A 16,858-nucleotide genomic window follows, 5' to 3' on the forward strand; every position below is an offset into this window, starting at 1 on the left:
CCGAGGCGCACACCATGGCACGTGATCTCCTGACCGTCGTCCTTCCCCCGACCCCGCCGGGCGAGGTGATGGCAGCGCTGGACGCTGCCATGGCCCCCTTCGACTACAACTTCGACGAGCAGCCGGGTGGGCCCGCCTGGCAAGGCAAATGGGACTGGTGGCACGTCTACGGCGGGTACGACGGCGACGGTTTCCGGGTCACCCCGGAGCACGAGGCGGACCCCCGGCTGATCTTCGAGCCGTCCATGCCCACCGGCACCATCCGCGAACGGACGCCGCTGCGCTGGGACGGCGGGCCCCGGGGCCTGCTCGACTTCGACGCCGCCCGGGCGCCGGTGGCCGAACGCGCTGCGGAACGTCGCCGGGCGTGGGACCTCTTCTCGGCCGGTTACCCTCCCGCGGTCCCTTTCGAGGACTTCATCGAGCGCGCCCGCCGTGACCTCACGGCCTACCCCGTCGCTCGGGCACGCGAGGACTTCCTCGCACAGCCACTGATCAACGCTGCCGACGCCCCCGGCGAGGCGTGCGGGCTCTTCCCGCGGATGACCGATCCGCTCGGCCATTTCCGCGGCAGCCCGGAGGAGTTCGTCCAGCGTGAGACGTCGAGGGTGGTTCCGACGAACTACCTGCTGACCCTGGACGGCCACTGGATCGACGGCACCTCCGACCACTGGGGAAGCAAGCTCGGCCGCACGGGCGACTACCACCGATTCGCCGACGACCACTTGGACAACCTCGCGCCGGACTGTCTCGTGGTTCGGATGCGGTTCCACTTCTGACGACCCGCCCGTGGCCCGTCGGGCTCAGCGCAGGTCGTCGTCCAGGCCCTGTTCGATGGCGTAGCGGACCAGTTCGACCCGGTTGTGGAGCTGGAGCTTGCCGAGGGTGTTCTGGACGTGGTTCTGGACGGTCCGGTGCGAGAGCACCAGCCGTTCGGCGATCTGGCGGTACGACAGCCCCTTGGCCACCAGCCGCAGGACCTCGGTCTCCCGGGCGGTCAGCTGCGGGGCGACCGGTGCGGCCGGGGCCGCGGGTTCGGTGGCCAGCCGGCGGAACTCTCCGAGCACCAGGCCCGCCAGGCCCGGGGTGAAGACCGGGTCGCCGGCTGCCGTGCGCCGGACCGCCTCGATCAGCTCCTCGCGCCCGGCCGACTTCAGCAGGTAGCCGGTGGCGCCGGACTTGACCGCCTCCAGCACGTCCGCGTGCTCGCCGCTGGCGGAGAGCACCAGGACCCGCAAGGTCGGGTCGTGCTGCACCAGTTGGCGGCACACCTCCGCACCGGGCAGGCTCGGCAGGTTGAGGTCGAGCACCAGGACCTGCGGCCCGGCCGCCCGCGCCCGGCGCAGCGCCTCCTCACCGTCGCCGGCGGTGGCGACCACCTGGAAGCCCGCCTCGGCGAGGTCGCGTGAGACCGCGTCCCGCCACATCGGGTGGTCGTCGACCACCATCACCCGGACCTGCTCGGTCATCACAACCCCTCCCTGGGAACCCGGAGTTCCACCTCGACGCCCTCCCCGGGCACCGCGTACAGCTCCGCGCTGCCGCCCAGGTCGAGCAGCCGGCCGCGGATCGATTGCGAGACGCCGAGCCGTCCGGCCCGCTCCGCCTCACCGAGCCGGCCGGCCTCGAAACCCGGGCCGTCGTCGCGGACCGAGACGGTGACGGCCTCCGGCTCGTCCTCGATCAGGATCCAGGCCCGGGCGGCCGGCCCGGCGTGCTTGCGGACGTTGTCGACGGCTGCGCCGACCGCGGCCGCCAGCTCGGTCGCCACCGCGCCGGCCAGCAGGACCGGGGTGGCCGGCGCCGAGACGGTGATCCGCTCGTCCGCGTACGGGGCGAGCAGCTGCCGCAGGTCCTGCGCCGCGGCGGCCTGCGCCGGCACCGGAGCACCCGTCATCAGGGTGCGCAGCGCCCGCTCCTGCTTCCCGGCCAGCCGGCCCAGGTCGCCGAGGTCGCCGGGGCCGCCGGCGGCCGCGCCCTGCCGCTGCACCATGGCGAGCACCTGGAGGACGCCGTCGTGGATGTCCCGGGAGAGCCGCTCGCGTTCCCGGGTGGCGGCCTCGACCTGGAGCGCGCGGGTGAGCACCGCCTCGCTGGCGCGGGCGAGTTCGATCACGTAGCCGATCGCGCAACCGGCCATCAGCAGCAGCACGATGTTGTGCAGGTTGTCGGGGCTGATACCGCCGTGGCCGCCGATGTTGGCGATCCCGATCAGGGTGGCGGCGAACGCGGCCGCCTTCCAGCCGCCCTTGCAGGCGAAGCCCAGTACGGTGCCGCAGGCCCAGATGGTGGGCAGGGTGAGGGCGCCCGCGTGGATCCGGGCCGGGGTGTCGATGAAGCCGCTCATCACGACGCCGGTCAGCGCCATCGTGAGGTCGAAGCCGAGCACCGCCCAGGTGCAGCGCAGCGGGTTGGCGAAGGCCCGGGTGGAGGCGAGCGTCCACAGGGTGAGCGCGCCGAGGTAGATCCAGCCGGAGACCGGGTGGCGGAAGTCGAGGTAGGAGTCGAAGTACCGGACCACCGCGTAGGCGAGGGCCAGCATCCGGAAGTAGGAGATGGCCCGCCAGAGCGGCAGTTCGACCGACATGCCGCCGGCCGCGAGGCTGCCGCGCAGCGGGGCGCTCAGGGCGCGGGCGACCTCGACGGGGCCGCCGCGGTCCGGGCCGCCGCGGTCCGACCCGGCGAGGCCCGTGCCGGTGGGCCCGGCGGTGGTGCCACCGGCCGTCGCCAGGTCCGCTGCCGGGCCGGTCCCGGCCGTGGCCGGGCCGCCGGAGCCGTGCTCCGCCATCCGCTCCCCCTCGCCCCGCCCGGGGCTACTTCTCCCCGGCCTCGTCCTGCTTCGCCGTCTCGGTGGCAGCGGTCTCGGCCTCGGTACCGGCGGCGGCAGCGGCCTCGGCGGCGGCCCGCTCGGCCTCCTTCTCGGCTTCCTTCTCCGCCTTCTGGGCCGCCTTCTGCTCGGCCGCCTCGGCCTTCTGGACGGCCTTGCGCTCCGCGTCGGCGCGCTTCTTGTCCTCGGTGAGCTGCCGCTTGGCCGCCGTGGCGTAGATGTCGACGTACTCCTGGCCGGAGAGCCGCATGATCTCGTACATCACCTCGTCCGTCACCGAACGGAGGATGAAGCGGTCGTTCTCCATGCCCTGGTAGCGGGAGAAGTCCAGCGGGCGGCCGATCCGGATGCCGGGGCGGATGCCGAAGTTGGGCACCACCTGGCCGGGGGGCTGCACCTTCTCGGTGTTGATCATCGCGACCGGGATCACCGGGGCGCCGGTGGCCAGCGCCACCCGGGCCAGGCCGCCGACCTTGCCGCGGTACAGCTTGCCGTCGGGCGAGCGGGTGCCCTCGGGGTAGACGCCGAAGACCTCGCCGCGCTCGATCACCGCGATGCCGCTGCGGATCGCCGCCTCGCCGGCGCCACGGGCACCCGAGCGGTCGACCGGCAGCTGGCCGACGCCCTTGAAGAAGGCGGCGGTGAGCCGGCCCTTGAGGCCGGGGGTGGTGAAGTACTCCGCCTTCGCGATGAAGGTGACCCGGCGCTTGAGCAGCGCGGGCAGGAAGAAGGAGTCGGAGAAGGACAGGTGGTTGCTGGCGAGGATCGCCGGCCCCTCGTCGGGGATGTTCTCCTCGCCCTCCATCCAGGGCCGGAAGAAGATCCGCAGCAGCGGTGCGACGATCATCTTCATCAGTCGGTAGAACAACCCGGGCCTCCTGTTATGCGGACCGGTCGATCCTAATGCCCACGGCAGCGGGCTCAGTACCGGCGGGGCCGTCCCGTTTCCCCGCCCGGCGCCCGCCCGGGCCCCGGCTCCCCGGCCGGGGCACGCCCTGTACGGGCCGCGCCGGTCGTGGGACGATCGGCCGACCCCGTCCCCGCCCCGCCGAGGAGCCCGTAGATGCCGCCACTGCCCGGTGCCGAACCATTCCGCCATCAGGGCGGCCCGGTCGGCGTGCTGCTGGTGCACGGATTCACCGGCTCGCCGCAGTCGCTGCGCCCGTGGGCCGACCACCTGGCCGCGGCCGGGCTGACCGTCTCGCTGCCGCTGCTCCCCGGCCACGGCACCCGCTGGCAGGACATGCAGCTCACCCGCTGGGAGGACTGGTACGCCGAGGTCGACCGGGAGTTGCGGACCCTGCTGGCCGAGTGCGAGCAGGTCTTCGTCTGCGCGCTGTCGATGGGCGGTTCGCTGGCGCTGCGGCTGGCCTCCCGGCACCGCTCGGCGATCTCCGGACTGGTGCTCGTCAACCCGTCCGTCCGCTCGGACAACCCCGCGAGTGTGCTGTTGCCGGCGCTGCGCCACCTGGTGCCGAGCCTGCCCGGGGTCGCCAACGACATCGCGCTGGAGGGCTCCACCGAGCTGGCCTACGACCGGACGCCGCTGCACGCGGCCTGGTCGCTGTCCCGGCTGTGGAAGGACGTCCAATCGGTGCTGCCGGAAATAGAGCAGCCCGTCCTGTTGCTGCACAGCCCGCAGGACCACGTGGTCTCGCCGGCCAACTCGGAACTGGTACTCGCCCGGATATCCTCGACCGATGTGACCGAGCTGCTACTTGAACGCAGCTACCACGTGGCAACACTGGACCACGACGCCGGGCTGATCTTCGAGGCGAGCCTCGACTTCATCCGTCGGCTGGCACCGGTGGCGACAGTCGAAGCCGACAACCACTCGGGCTGAAGGGCCGGCAGTGCACGAGACCAACAAGGCGGGCGGCGACGAGGAGCTGCCCCGGGGCGGCGCCGAGAGCGAGCCCGCCGACCAGGACACGGCCGAGCCGGCCGGCGCCGCACCGCGCCGTCCCGCCGCCGGCAGCCAGGCCGAGCAGGACGCGATCTTCGCCGCCCTGGTCGCCCAGTTCGACGACCCGGTGGACCTCACCGACCCGGAGTGGCCGGAGATCGAGAACCTGCGCGCGGCCACCGAGCGGCCGGCCGACCCCGTCCTGCACGAGCTGGCGCCGCAGCCCCGCCCCCGCCGGGGCGAGGGCGGGCCCCGCGACTACGTGGCGGCGGAGGACCCGGACGAGGGCCACTTCGTACCGCCGGAGCCGCCGCCGCTGCCCCCGGCCGACACCACCGCCAAGTTCGCCTGGCTCGCGGTGCTGGGCGGCCCGGCCCTGCTGCTGTTCGACGCGCTGGTCTGGCGAGAGGTCTCCGGCTGGCCGGCCTGGGTCGGGGTGAGCGCCTTCCTCGGCGGCTTCGTGACCCTGGTGGCGCGGATGAAGGCCGGCGACGACGACGAACCGGAGGACCCGACCGGCGGCGCGGTGGTCTGAGCGGCCGTCCCCTCGGGCCCGGGCCGCGGGCTCAGCCGGCAGCACCGAGCAGGCCGCGGACCCGCAGGCGGCGGCGGGAGATCTTGGCGAGCAGGAACACCACCCCCGCCGCACAGGTCACCGCCGCCCAGGCCGGCAGGAGCAGCGCGGCGGGCAGCAGGACGCCGAGGGTGAGCACCAGGCAGGGCGCGTACCAGCGCAGCACCACCCGGCCACCGTCGCCGTAGCGCAGCGCGATGGCGGCGTTGGCGGTGTAGAACGCGAGCACGCCCCCGCACAGCGCCCAGCAGGACCCGGACGGCAGGTGGTGGTCGGGCTCGGCGACCGCGGTGCCGAGCGCGGCCGCGATCACGGTGATCCCGGCGACCAGGACGAACGGCAGGTACATCACGGTGTCCCGGATCGCCCTGGTCGAACCGCCGGCCTGGGCCCGGTCCAGGCCGCGGGCGGCGCTGGTGGTGCCCCAGGCGAAGAAGACCATGGCCAGCTCGGCGACCACCACGAAACCGGCCAGCGCGGCGCCGGCCGAGGCCGTGGTGAAGTGGTCGGCCAGCGTGGCCACCACCGTGAACACGCTCTCGCCGAGCACGATCACCACGAACAGGCTGATCCGCTCCACCAGGTGCTCGGTGGACAACCGGCCGTAGAACTCATCGGTCAGCCCGGTCCGGACCGCCAGCAGGACCACCTCCAGCGCGATCGCCACCCCCCAGAGCACGAACCGCCCGCTGCCCGGCAGCGCCGCCGACACCGCCCAGAGCAGCGCGGGGAGCAGCCCGTAGGCAAGCGGGCGCCAGAGCGGCACCGGGTCGTCACCGCGCCGGGCCCGGTCGTACCAGATCACGAAGAACACCAGCCGCACCCAGGCGGCGCCCAGCGCGTACGCCCAGGCCCGGTCGCCCAGCCCCTCGGGCGCGGCGGCGGCCATCAGCCCGAGCCCCGGCATCGCGCACAGCAGCATCGCCTGCACGCCCGGCCGGGCCGAACCGAAGACGTTGACGGTCACCATCAGGTTGGCCCAGGCCCACCAGGCCGGGAAGAACAGCACCACGAAGGTGCCGAAGTCCGCCGCGTCCGGGTCGCCGTGCAGGGCGCGGGCCAGCACGCTGACCGTCACCACGAAGACCAGGTCGAAGAACAGCTCGAACCAGCCCGCCCGGTGGTCCTCCGGGTCCGCCGCCGTCGTCGTCTCGCTCACGCCCATACTCTGCGCGGCCCCCGGGGTCCTTGGCCAGCGGCTCGCCGGGCGGATCCGGCGCCCGACCGGCCCCCGGGGGCCGTCCCAAAGGCCGTCCCGGGCGCCCGTGGCGTGGCCGTGGACGGGCCCAGGCCGCGCCCGGCAGGCGGGAGTTCGCCGCCCGGACCTACCCTGGAGAGTGCTGGACGGGAACACTCCGCCGATCGAGGAGGGGGTGGACCGTGCGTGCCGCTCACCGTGCCCGTGCCGCCGTGGCCTGCGCCGCCCTCGCTCTGGGCCTCCTGGTCGGCTGCGGATCCCCGCAGGTCACCACCGCCCCGGTCACGAGCACCCCCGCCACGAGCACCCCGGCCGCCGGGAGTTCGGCCGCCCGGAGCTCATCCCAGCGGGCCGTGATCGGCGACTCCCTGGAACTCACCGGCTTCGACGCGGGCGAGCGGATGACGGTGACGGCGACCCAGGTCGTCGACCCGGCCCGGCCGACCTCGGAGGTCGTCGCCCCCAGCCCCGGCCACCGCCTGGTGGCCGTCCAGTTCCGGCTGCAGAACACCGGCACCGCCGACTACGCCGACGCCCCCTCGAACGGGGCCACCCTGATCGACTCCCAGGGGCAGAGCTTCAACGCCACGATCGCTCCGACCACCGCCGGCCCGCCCTTCGCGACCCCGCTGCGGATCGCCCGGGGCGAGAGCGCGCTCGGGGTCATCAGCTTCGACCTGCCGGTGGGATCGACCCCCGCCAAGGTCCAGTTCACCCTGGAGTCCGGCCTCGCCGCGCAGACCGGCCAGTGGACGGTCACCGGGGGGCCGGCCACGACCCCGGCCGTCCCCACCACCCCGTCGGCGCCCGCCGGTTCGACCGTCACCACGGCACCGACCGCCACGGCGACCACCACCGCCACCGTGACGGCCGCGGACCCGGCGCAGGTGGTGCGCGACTACTACGCCGCCATCAACGCCCATGACTACGCCCGCGCCTGGGCCCTCGGCGGGCGCAACCTCAGCCCCAGCCTGGCGGCGTTCAGCGCCGGATTCGCCGACACCGCCGCCGACACGCTCACCGTCACCGGGGTCCACGGCAACACCGTCGAGGTCACCCTGGACGCGGTCCAACGCGACGGCAGCCACCGCCACTTCGCGGGCAGCTACACGGTGGTGGACGGCGTGATCACCGGCGCCTCGATCCGCTGATCGGCCGGTACCCGCAGCACCGCCAGCACCGGCAGGTGGTCGGTGGCGGCCCGTAGGTCGGCCGGGTCCAGCCCCGGCAGCCCGTGCGGGACCCCGCAGGCCAGCACGGACACCCCAGGGGTGGCGAAGACCGCGTCGATCCGCTGGTACGGCTTCTCCGGTACGGAGGTGAAGGTGCCGCCCCAGGGCGCGGTGACGTGGGCGTCCTGGAAGCGCTCGGCCAGCGAGCGCCAACCCGGGCCGTCCGGGTGCTCGTTGAGGTCACCGGCGATCACGCCCGCCTCGCCCGGGTCCAACTGGCCCGGCAGCAGGGCGAACTGGCGGCGGCGCTCGTCCGCGTCGAGGCTGAGGTGGCAGCTGGTGACCGAGAACGGCACCGAGTGGCCGATCCGGACCAGCGCGGTGGCGAAGCCGCGGGCGTGCAGGCCGCGGGACTTGGGCAGCAGCCGGTCCCTGGTGCCCAGCACGTCGACCCGCAGCCGGCCGAGCACCAGCGGGCCGGCGGCGATCCGGCCGCCGCCCGCGAGGATGATCAAGCCGGTCCGGTGCGCGAGCCGGGCGGCCTGCTTGACCGGCTTCCAGTAGCGCGGGGACTCCTGGATGCACACCAGGTCGGGCGCGCAGGCCCGGATCACCCGGGCCACCGCCTCGCGGTCGTCGCGCAGCGAACGGATGTTGTAGCTGAGCACCCGGACCCGCTGGGCCCCGTCGGGCTCGGCGCCGGAGGTGGGCAGTTCGGGCAGCTCGGGCGGCTCGGTCGCTGACGTCACGCAGCCGATGCTAGGCCCTGCCGGGTACGTGACGCAGGATCAGCACGCGGATCGGGCGCATCGGGGCAGCCGGACCGCCGGCCCCGATGCGGTTTCCGGGGCCGGCGGCGGGCGGCGCGGAGTCAGGTCCGGGCGAGGTCCGCGGCGCCGGCGATGCCGGCGGCGGAGCCCATCGAGGCGAGCACCACGTCGGCGCGCGGCCGGTGGACACCACCGGTCAGGTACCGGCCGAAGGCGGCCGCGACCGGCTCCAGCAGCAGCCGGCCGGAGTCGGAGACGCCACCGCCGAGCACGAACACCCCGGGGTCGAAGAGCGCGGCGAGGTCGGCCATGCCGCGGCCGAGCCAGTCGGCGAGCTCCGCGTAGCACTCCAGGGCGAGCGGGTCGCCGTCCTCGGCCGCCTCGGTGATGTGGATGCCGCGGATGGTCTCGGCGACGCCGTCGTTGAGCTCCAGCATCCGCTTGCCGGCGATCGGGTCGGCGGCGGCCTTCTCCCGGCCGTAGCGGCGCAGCGCGCGGCCGGAGCCGTACTGCTCCCAGCAGCCGTGGCCGCCGCAGCCGCAGAGCAGGCCGTCAGGAACCATGTTGAGGTGGCCGATCTCGCCCGCGACGCCGAACCGGCCGCGGTGCAGCCGGCCGTCGAGCACGATGCCGCCGCCGATGCCGGTGCCGACGGTGATCAGCACCATGTCCTCGTGGGCGGCCGCGGCACCGAACCGGAACTCGGCCCAGGCGGCGCAGTTGGCGTCGTTCTCGACCACGGTGGGAAGGCCGGTGAGCTCCTCGATCCGGGCCTTGAGCGGCTCGTTCTCCCAGTCGATGTTGGGCGCGAAGATCACCGTGGAACGGTCCCGGTCGACGAAGCCGGGGGCGCCCACGCCCACACCGGCCACGCCCGGGTACTGCTCCTTGAGCTCGCGGACGGCCTGCGCGATCGCGTCGACCGCCCACTGGGGGTCGGCCGGGGTGGGTACCCGCGTCCTGGCCAGGATCTCGCCGGTCTCGTCGACCACACCGGCCGCGATCTTGGTCCCGCCGACATCGACGCCGATGGTCAGAGCCATGTGTCCCTCAGCTATTCACTCGTTCCCGCTGAGCGAAACGCTACCCGCTGACCCGTACTCCCGTACACAGTGCGACATACATAAATCGAAGACAATTTTCGAGAATATGCCCGAGTCGCCTTCAAAAGTCGTAATGTTCGCCCCTCAGAGTGACATGAGCAGGACCTTCGGTCACCATGGCTGAGCTGCAGCTTCAGAAGTTGTCGGACGGCTCGTCGACGTCGATGCGCTCGGAGTCGGCGTGTCCGGGCCCCGACCAGCGGCGTTCGTGGCCGGTCACGGCCGCCCGGTACGCGGCGAGCAGCTCACCACCGGCGGCGGCCAGGTGTCCGTACACCTCGGGGTTGCTCTCCCGGAACCGGACCCCGAACTCCAGGGCCTTGCCGCCGACCGCCTCGGCGAACCGGCGGACCTCGTCCACCAGCGGCCCGAGCTCCGGACCGAACGGCTCGCCGGAGCCCTCCGGCCGCTCGGTCCGGTCGCCCTGCTGCTCCGCCATCACTGGTCCCTCTCGCCGCGGTGAACCCCCGACGCTACCGGAACCGGCCCCCGCCCCGGGTCGCCCGAGCGTGCGGACCGACCCGGGCGGGCACGGCTCCTAGCCGCGGGGACCCGCCGGCCAGAGCGCGGGGTCGGGCACGAACCGCAGCGACAGCACCCCGTCGGCCAGCGCGGCCCCGCCCACGTCGCAGCGGCGCAGCGCCGAGGGCAGCAGCAGGATCCGCCGGTACGGGCCGACCCCCAGCACCAGCTCGTCGCCGCGCCGGACCAGCTCCAGCTCGCCGCGGTCGGCGCCGGGCAGCGGCAGGTGCCAGAGCAGCAGGCCGTCCTCGGCCAGCCGGTCCTCGACCCGGGGCGCCGGGGCGGGCTCGGGGGTGGGCTCCCCCGCCGCGTACAGCTGGGCGGCCACCTGCTCCAGGGTCACGTCGGGCCGGCGGCCGATCAGCAGCGGCGGGCCGAGCTCGGCGGCGAGTTCGGCGAGGCGGTCGCGCTCGCGGGCGGCGAGCTCGGCCAGCCACGGGTCCGGGGAGTCGGTGGCGCCGGCGGGCAGGGCCCGGTGGGCGACCACGGCGTCCGGCCGGTGCCCGTGCAGGGCGAGTCCGGCCAGGATCCGGCGGAGCTCCTCGGGGCGGTGGGTCTCGGCGTCGACCACCAGCCGGACGCTGGTCCGCGGCGAGGCGAGCACCGCACGGGCCTCGGCGAGCGCCTGCCGGGCGGTGGCCCCGGCCTCGAACAGCCACTCGGCGGGCATCGGGACGCCGGCCACGGCGGCCAGCAGCGGGCGCAGCGCGCGGGCGGCCTGGCGCTGCTCGGGCAGCAGCCGGGCCAGGTAACGCTCCAGCTGTTCGGGCAGGGCGAGGGTGGCGATCAGCTCGGCCGGGGCCGGGGCCGCGACCACGACCACCTCGGCATCCACGGTGCGCAGCCGGCGCAGCAGGGCGAGCTGGCGGGTGCCGGGGAGCGGGGTCAGCTCCTCGGGGTCGAGCGGCTCGGCGCCGATCAGCGCGAGGGCGGGGGCGAGCCGGCCCTCCAGCGCTCCGAGGGCGTCGCGGAAGGCGCTCTGCTCGTCGATCCGGGCCACCGTCAGATGGTCGGCGCAGCGGGTGGGATCGGTGCCGATCCGGGTGCCGAGCAGGGTGTCCAGGGTGCGGTGCGGGTCGTCGGCGGCCAGCAGCAGGGTGCGTCGGCCGGTGCCGGCGGCGTGCAGCGCGGTGGCGGCGGCGACGGTGGCGGCCGCCCCTTCGGCGCCGCTGACCAGGATCGTGCGGGGTGCCACGGGGTGTCTCCGCTCGGCGTCGGGTGGGGAGGCGTCGGGGTCGGGAAGGCCCGGGGCGGGCCGGGCGTCAGCCCTCGACGCGCTTCTTCAGGCCGGCGAGCGCGCGGTCGATGATGACCTTCTCGGCCTTGCGCTTGATCATCCCGAGCATGGGGATCTTCACGTCCACGGCCAGCTGGTAGGTCACCTCGGTGGAGCCGCTGCGCAGCGGGGCCAGCGCGTACGACCCGTCCAGGGCGCGGAGCATCTGACTCTTCACCAGCGTCCAGGAGACCTCGCGGTCGCCGTCCCAGGTGTAGGCGAGGACGTGCTCGTCGCGGATCGCCCCGGCGTCCAGCAGCAGCCGGACCTCGGCGGCGCGGCCGTCCTCGGCGGTGGCCAGCACCTCGATCTCCTTGACCTCCCCGGTCCAGGCCGGGTACGCGGCGAAGTCCGCGATCACGGCCATCACCTCGGCCGGGGTGGCGTCGATGATGATGCTCGACCTGGTGTGCTCCGCCATGACGGCCCTCCGCGTCTCTCCAGCTGTGCGCCCAGGGCAGGCTATCGCGATCCGGCCGCCGCCCGGCCCGCCGCCCCTGGCACCGCCGTGACCAGCGGCCCGGGGCGCACCCGCTACCGATCGGTCACCTGGGGGCTGTCGTAAGGTGCGGAGGGGAACAGAGCTGCCCGGGTCACCCGATGTGACGGGTGTGACTATCGGAACACCGAAGCCAACCCCCCTGGTCGAATCGACCTACCGGGCAGTAACGTCCTGCCGTCCCGCAGCGTCGCAGACGAGGAGCAGTCTTGCTCGAGTTCAGCCTTCCGGCCCTCTACCAGGTACCGAGCGGCGGTAACCTCTCCGACCTCGTCCACCAGAACGCCGAGCGGCACCCGGACGTGGCCGTCCTCGGGCGCAAGGTGGACGGAGTCTGGCAGGACGTCACCGCGGTGCAGTTCCTGGCCGAGGTCCACTCCGCGGCCAAGGGCCTGATCGCGGCCGGCATCGAGCCGGGCGACCGGGTCGGCGTCCTCTCCCGCACCCGGTACGAGTGGACCCTGCTGGACTTCGCGATCTGGTCCGCGGGCGCGGTCACCGTGCCGGTCTACGAGACCTCCTCCGCCGAGCAGGTGCGCTGGATCCTCGGCGACTCCGGCGCCGTCGCCGTGATCACCGAGACCGACGCGCACACCGCCGTGGTGGCCGGACTGCGGGCCGAGCTGCCGGAGCTGGCGCACACCTGGCAGATCGAGGCCGGGGCGCTGGCGCAGCTGGCCGAGGCCGGCGCGAAGGTCACCGACGCCACGGTCACCGAGCGCCGCTCGATCGCCACCGAGGACTCGCTCGCCACCATCGTCTACACCTCGGGCACCACCGGCCGCCCGAAGGGCTGTCAGCTGACGCACGCGAACTTCATCTCCGAGCTCGGCAACGTGACCGCCCGCCTGGAGCCGCTGTTCCGCACCGGTGAGAGCTCCACGCTGCTGTTCCTGCCGCTGGCCCACGTGCTCGGCCGGATCGCCGAGATCGCCGCCGCGATCACCCCGATCAAGCTGGGGCACGTCTCCGACATCAAGAACGTCACGGCCGAGCTGGGCTCGTTCCGGCCGACCCTGATCCTGGGCGTGCCGCGGGTCTTCGAGAAGGTCTACAACACCGCGCGGGCCAAGGCCCAGGCGGACGGCAAGGGCAAGATCTTCGACCGGGCGACCGACACCGCGATCGCGTACAGCCGCGCGCTGGACGCCGGCCGGGTCCCGCTCGGGCTGCGGATCCGGCACGCGGTCTTCGACAAGCTGGTCTACAGCAAGCTGCGCGCCGCGCTGGGCGGCCGCTGCACCCACGCGATCTCCGGCGGCGCCCCGCTGGGCGAGCGCCTGGGCCACTTCTACCGCGGCATCGGCTTCACCGTCCTGGAGGGCTACGGCCTGACCGAGACCTGTGCGGCGATCGCCTTCAACCCGCACGACAAGCCGAAGATCGGCACCGTCGGCCAGCCGGTGCCCGGCTCCGCGGTGAAGATCGCCGAGGACGGCGAGGTGCTGCTCAAGGGCCCGCAGGTGTTCACCGGCTACTGGAACAACCCCGACGCCAGCGCCGAGGTGCTGCGCGACGGCTGGTTCGCCAGCGGTGACATCGGCACCCTGGACGACGAGGGCTACCTGACCATCACCGGCCGGAAGAAGGAGATCATCGTCACGGCGGGCGGCAAGAACGTCGCCCCCGCAGTGATCGAGGACCGGATCCGCGCCCACGCCCTGGTCGGCGAGGTGATGGTGGTCGGCGACCGCAGGCCGTTCATCGCCTGCCTGATCACCGTCGACCCGGAGTTCTTCCCGAAGTGGAAGGAGCTCAACGGCAAGCCGGCCGAGGCCACGCTGGCCGAGCTGCGCGAGGACCTGGACCTGCTGGCCGCCCTCCAGGCGGCGGTCGACGAGGGCAACCAGGCCGTCTCGCACGCCGAGGCGGTCAAGAAGTTCCGCCTGCTGGACACCGTCTTCTCCGAGGACAGCGGCCACCTGACGCCCTCGCTCAAGCTGAAGCGCAACGTGGTGCTCAAGGACTACGCGGCCGAGATCGAGGCGCTCTACCAGCGCTGACCGCCGCCGGACGCCCGATGGCCCGCCCGCTCCGAGGGGAGCGGGCGGGCCATCGGCGTCGGGGCGCGGGCCGGTGCCGGGCTCAGCCGGCCAGCAGCGAGGTCAGCCGCCCGGCCAGCAGGTCCCAGCGCCAGGAGCGCTCGACCCAGCGGCGCCCGGCCTCGCCCATCCGCCGGCGCAGCTCCTCGTCCTGGAGCAGCCGGACGATCCGCTCGGCCGTGATCTCGGTGGAGCGGCCCGGCACGACGTAGCCGGTCTCCCCCTCCAGGACGGCGTCCGGCGCACCACCGGAGTCCCCGGCCACCACCGGCAGCCCGGTCGCCGAGGCCTCCAGGTAGACGATCCCGAGCCCCTCCACGTCCAGCCCGCCGCGCCTGGTCCGGCAGGGCATCGCGAACACGTCGCCCGCGCCGTAGTGGGCCGGCAGCTCCTCCCAGGGCACCGCGCCGGTGAACCGGACCGCCTCGCGCACGCCGGTGGCGTCCACCAGCTTCTCCAGGTCGGCCCGGTAGGGGCCGCCGCCGACGATCAGCAGCACCGCGTCCGGCACCTCGGCCAGGATCCGCGGCATCGCCGAGACCAGGGTGTCCTGCCCCTTGCGCGGCACCAGCCGCGAGACGCAGACCACCACCGGACGGTCGGTGAGGCCGAGCCGGGCCCGCACGGCGGCGCCGCCGGAGTCCGGGCGGAAGGTCTGCTCGTCCACCCCCGGCGGCAGCTGCACCATCCGCCCGGCCGCCTCGGGGCCGACCGCGGCGGCGATCCGGGAGCGGGTGTACTCGCCGAGGTAGGTGAGGGTGTCGGTGCCCGCGCCGATCCGGCGCAGCAGCTGCCGGGAGCCGGGCAGCTGGGCCCAGGCCGCCTCGTGCCCGTGGGTCATCCCGAGCAGCCGCGCCGCGCCGGCCCGGCGCAGCGCGGGCGCCATCAGGCCGAGCGGCGCGGCCGCACCGAACCAGACCGAGCTGCAGCCCTCGGCCCGCAGGATCTCGGCGGCCCGGCGGGTCACCCGCGGGGTCGGCACCATCATCCTGGTCCGGTCGCGGATCACCGGGAACGGCTGCTCCGCGTCGAACCGGGCCACCTCGCTGCCGTCCCGCCAGGTCGAGGCGTAGACCACAATGCTGCCCGCCGGCTGGCGGACGGCCATATTGTGGACGAAGGCCTGGATGCCGCCGGGCCGGGGCGGGAAGTCGTTGGTGACGATCAGGGTCTTGTGCATGCCACGGCTCGCTCGGTCGGGGGGTGCTCGGTGTACCGCTCGCTGATCCGTACCATAGGTCAACACCCCGGCGCGTCGGGAACGAAGCATGCCCGCGCAACCGTTTCGGCTCGGGGCGGGTCCTAGCAGGTGGGCCCCGGGGGGAGCAGCTGTTGGCACGCCGCGGGTGCGCGGCCCACGGCGTCCGACCTCCGACCGCGGCCGCGGCCCGGGAGCCGGACGCGTCTGTGACGAACGAAGGAGAGTCGTGGAGTTGGCCCCGGCCGGCAGAGCCGAGCGCAGCGTCGGCAACACCGAGCGCCCCGCGCTGTCCCCGTCGGCTCCCAGCCCGGCCGGCGGCGCGCTCTGGGGGCTCGGCGCGGGCTGGCTCGCCACCCGGGTGCTGATCGTGCTGATGGTGCTGGGCATCGTCCGGTTCTCCGGCGCCGACGTCTCCACCGACGTCTCGGTGATCTACCACGGCTGGTTCGAGGTGCTGCGCACCGGCACCTTCCCGCTGGACGACGTGACCTGGCAGTACCCGCCCGGCGCCGCCCTGGTGATCATGCTGCCCGGGGTGCTGCCCTGGTCGTACCTGGTCTCGTTCTTCGTGCTCTGCGGCCTGTTCGACGCGCTGACCATGGGCCTGCTGATGCGGGTCGGCCAGCGCAAGGGGCGCAGCTTCACCGGCGCCTGGATGTGGGTGGTCGGGGTGCCGCTGCTCGGGCCGACGGTCTACTGCCGGTACGACATCATCGTCACCGCGATCACCGTGATCGGGCTGCTGGTCGTGCTGCGCAAGCCCGCGGTCGGCGGGCTGCTGCTGGGGCTGGGCGCGCTGATCAAGGTCTGGCCGGTGCTGGCGCTGACCGGCACCCCGCGCGGCCGGCGGACCAGGCGGTCCTGGACGGCCGCGGCCGCCACCGCGGGCGCGCTCGGCTTCCTGCTGACCGCCGGGATGAACGGCGCCTTCGACTTCCTGAAGTTCCAGAAGGAGCGCGGGATCGAGATCGAGTCGCTGGGCGCCCTGCCGCTGCACTTCGCCCGGCTGTTCGGCGCCTGGCACGGCCAGGTCACCATGAACTACGGCGCCCAGGAGATGCTGGGCCCGTGGGTGCCGGTGATCGCCAAGCTGTCGCTGGCGGGCACCGCGGTCGGCTTCGGCTGGCTGCTGATCTGGCGGCTGCGGGCGGCCCGCTGGCAGGCGGCGACGCCGTTCGACGCGGCGCTGGCGGCGCTGCTGGTGTTCACCGTGACCAGCCGGGTGATCAGCCCGCAGTACATGATCTGGCTGATCGGGCTGGCGGCGGTCTGCCTGACCGTGCGGGGCACCAGCCAGAAGCCGGTGGCGGTGCTGATCCTGGTCGCCGCGGTGCTGACCACCCTGGAGTTCCCGCTGCTCTTCGGCCAGGTGCAGAAGAGCCAGCTGCTCGGCGTGATCGTGATCAGCGCGCGCAACCTGACCCTGCTGGCGGCGACCTTGATCTCCTGCCGCCGGCTGTGGCGCTCCACCCGCCGGATCGAGCCGGTCACCACCGTGGTGCTGCCCGCCACCGCCGAGCCGGTCGCCGTCGGCTACCCCGTCCGGCCGGGCATCGCGTACGAGCAGGCGCTGCTGGACGGGCTGGACCAGCCGGTGGGGCGGAGCACGGCCTCCTGAGCCGACCGCCGGGGAGATCCGGCGCTCGACGGCAGTTGGAAACTTGCTGCAAGGTCTTGCAGGAGCGGTGGCGCCGCTCCTGCAAGGTCTTGCAGGAGCGGCGCCACCCCTGGCAGCATCGGGCACCGTCCTGCCCACCTGGTCTCCGGG

General features: G+C 73.9%; 16 protein-coding genes. 6 read left to right on the plus strand and 10 right to left on the minus strand.

Annotated elements, in window-relative coordinates; translation table 11 throughout:
- Positions 1-14 precede the first annotated feature (14 nt).
- A complete protein-coding gene (locus tag ABT014_RS03135) occupies positions 15-779 on the plus strand; it encodes a hypothetical protein (protein ID WP_350636443.1) in 765 nt (254 codons plus the stop codon).
- Positions 780-803: 24 nt separating this feature from the next.
- Here the strand turns inward: ABT014_RS03135 and ABT014_RS03140 are convergent, their stop codons facing one another.
- The 3 genes from ABT014_RS03140 to ABT014_RS03150 form a co-directional block, all read right to left on the minus strand.
- The gene (locus ABT014_RS03140) at positions 804-1,469 is read right to left on the minus strand and encodes a response regulator (RefSeq protein WP_350636445.1); all 666 of its coding nucleotides are present in this window, start codon (positions 1,467-1,469) and stop codon (positions 804-806) included.
- Positions 1,469-2,587, minus strand: a complete 1,119-nt coding sequence (gene macS, locus ABT014_RS03145) for a MacS family sensor histidine kinase (protein ID WP_350636905.1) — start codon at positions 2,585-2,587, stop codon at positions 1,469-1,471. Before macS ends, ABT014_RS03140 begins: the two co-directional genes overlap by 1 nt.
- Positions 2,588-2,813: 226 nt before the next feature.
- Positions 2,814-3,680 carry a lysophospholipid acyltransferase family protein gene (locus tag ABT014_RS03150; RefSeq protein WP_350636907.1) on the minus strand — a complete coding sequence of 289 codons (867 nt, stop codon included), beginning with the start codon at positions 3,678-3,680 and terminating at the stop codon, positions 2,814-2,816.
- Between the two features lie 210 nt (positions 3,681-3,890).
- Between ABT014_RS03150 and ABT014_RS03155 the strand changes: the two genes are divergently transcribed.
- Together ABT014_RS03155 and ABT014_RS03160 are read left to right on the plus strand one after the other, a co-directional pair.
- The gene (locus ABT014_RS03155) at positions 3,891-4,670 is read left to right on the plus strand and encodes an alpha/beta hydrolase (RefSeq protein ID WP_350636447.1); all 780 of its coding nucleotides are present in this window, start codon (positions 3,891-3,893) and stop codon (positions 4,668-4,670) included.
- Between the two features lie 10 nt (positions 4,671-4,680).
- Positions 4,681-5,268 carry a hypothetical protein gene (locus tag ABT014_RS03160; protein WP_350636449.1) on the plus strand — a complete coding sequence of 196 codons (588 nt, stop codon included), beginning with the start codon at positions 4,681-4,683 and terminating at the stop codon, positions 5,266-5,268.
- Positions 5,269-5,299: 31 nt separating this feature from the next.
- Here ABT014_RS03160 and ABT014_RS03165 read toward each other — a convergent pair whose 3' ends face one another.
- The gene (locus ABT014_RS03165) at positions 5,300-6,466 is read right to left on the minus strand and encodes a low temperature requirement protein A (protein WP_350636451.1); all 1,167 of its coding nucleotides are present in this window, start codon (positions 6,464-6,466) and stop codon (positions 5,300-5,302) included.
- A gap of 221 nt (positions 6,467-6,687) precedes the next feature.
- Between ABT014_RS03165 and ABT014_RS03170 the strand changes: the two genes are divergently transcribed.
- Positions 6,688-7,656 carry a DUF4352 domain-containing protein gene (locus tag ABT014_RS03170; RefSeq protein ID WP_350636453.1) on the plus strand — a complete coding sequence of 323 codons (969 nt, stop codon included), beginning with the start codon at positions 6,688-6,690 and terminating at the stop codon, positions 7,654-7,656.
- Here ABT014_RS03170 and ABT014_RS03175 read toward each other — a convergent pair.
- From ABT014_RS03175 to ABT014_RS03195, 5 genes are all read right to left on the minus strand, one after another.
- Complete coding sequence (locus ABT014_RS03175; RefSeq protein WP_350636455.1) at positions 7,611-8,426, minus strand: endonuclease/exonuclease/phosphatase family protein; 816 nt, start codon at positions 8,424-8,426, stop codon at positions 7,611-7,613. The two genes, ABT014_RS03170 and ABT014_RS03175, sit on opposite strands and share 46 nt — an antisense overlap.
- 122 nt (positions 8,427-8,548) lie before the next feature.
- Positions 8,549-9,490, minus strand: a complete 942-nt coding sequence (locus ABT014_RS03180) for an ROK family glucokinase (RefSeq protein WP_350636457.1) — start codon at positions 9,488-9,490, stop codon at positions 8,549-8,551.
- A 193-nt stretch (positions 9,491-9,683) separates the two neighbouring features.
- On the minus strand, positions 9,684-9,989 hold the full coding sequence (locus ABT014_RS34570) for a DUF5304 family protein (protein ID WP_502894824.1): 306 nt from the start codon (positions 9,987-9,989) through the stop codon (positions 9,684-9,686).
- 99 nt (positions 9,990-10,088) lie between these two features.
- The gene (locus tag ABT014_RS03190; protein ID WP_350636459.1) at positions 10,089-11,267 is read right to left on the minus strand and encodes an ArsA family ATPase; all 1,179 of its coding nucleotides are present in this window, start codon (positions 11,265-11,267) and stop codon (positions 10,089-10,091) included.
- 67 nt (positions 11,268-11,334) lie between these two features.
- Complete coding sequence (locus tag ABT014_RS03195; RefSeq protein WP_350636461.1) at positions 11,335-11,769, minus strand: SRPBCC family protein; 435 nt, start codon at positions 11,767-11,769, stop codon at positions 11,335-11,337.
- Between the two features lie 287 nt (positions 11,770-12,056).
- Between ABT014_RS03195 and ABT014_RS03200 the strand changes: the two genes are divergently transcribed.
- Positions 12,057-13,850, plus strand: a complete 1,794-nt coding sequence (locus ABT014_RS03200) for an AMP-dependent synthetase/ligase (protein WP_350636463.1) — start codon at positions 12,057-12,059, stop codon at positions 13,848-13,850.
- A gap of 82 nt (positions 13,851-13,932) precedes the next feature.
- Here the strand turns inward: ABT014_RS03200 and ABT014_RS03205 are convergent, their stop codons facing one another.
- Positions 13,933-15,069: a glycosyltransferase family 4 protein gene (locus tag ABT014_RS03205; protein WP_350636465.1), complete on the minus strand. Its 1,137-nt coding sequence runs from the start codon at positions 15,067-15,069 to the stop codon at positions 13,933-13,935.
- 247 nt (positions 15,070-15,316) lie between these two features.
- On the opposite strand from ABT014_RS03205, the gene ABT014_RS03210 reads away from it, so the two are divergent.
- Complete coding sequence (locus tag ABT014_RS03210) at positions 15,317-16,708, plus strand: glycosyltransferase 87 family protein (protein ID WP_350636467.1); 1,392 nt, start codon at positions 15,317-15,319, stop codon at positions 16,706-16,708.
- The last annotated feature ends 150 nt before the right edge of the window (positions 16,709-16,858 follow it).

Source organism: Kitasatospora sp. NPDC094015 (assembly GCF_040304075.1).
Taxonomy (GTDB): domain Bacteria; phylum Actinomycetota; class Actinomycetes; order Streptomycetales; family Streptomycetaceae; genus Kitasatospora.

What these genes read in the sequence shown, in the direction of transcription:
- ABT014_RS03135 (WP_350636443.1), top strand. Translation starts at nt 15, where the DNA reads ATGGCACGTGATCTCCTGACCGTCGTCCTTCCCCCGACCCCGCCGGGC.
- ABT014_RS03140 (WP_350636445.1), bottom strand. Translation starts at nt 1,469, where the DNA reads ATGACCGAGCAGGTCCGGGTGATGGTGGTCGACGACCACCCGATGTGG.
- macS (WP_350636905.1), bottom strand. Translation starts at nt 2,587, where the DNA reads ATGTCGGTCGAACTGCCGCTCTGGCGGGCCATCTCCTACTTCCGGATG.
- ABT014_RS03150 (WP_350636907.1), bottom strand. Translation starts at nt 3,680, where the DNA reads ATGAAGATGATCGTCGCACCGCTGCTGCGGATCTTCTTCCGGCCCTGG.
- ABT014_RS03155 (WP_350636447.1), top strand. Translation starts at nt 3,891, where the DNA reads ATGCCGCCACTGCCCGGTGCCGAACCATTCCGCCATCAGGGCGGCCCG.
- ABT014_RS03180 (WP_350636457.1), bottom strand. Translation starts at nt 9,490, where the DNA reads ATGGCTCTGACCATCGGCGTCGATGTCGGCGGGACCAAGATCGCGGCC.
- ABT014_RS34570 (WP_502894824.1), bottom strand. Translation starts at nt 9,989, where the DNA reads ATGGCGGAGCAGCAGGGCGACCGGACCGAGCGGCCGGAGGGCTCCGGC.
- ABT014_RS03195 (WP_350636461.1), bottom strand. Translation starts at nt 11,769, where the DNA reads ATGGCGGAGCACACCAGGTCGAGCATCATCATCGACGCCACCCCGGCC.
- ABT014_RS03205 (WP_350636465.1), bottom strand. Translation starts at nt 15,069, where the DNA reads ATGCACAAGACCCTGATCGTCACCAACGACTTCCCGCCCCGGCCCGGC.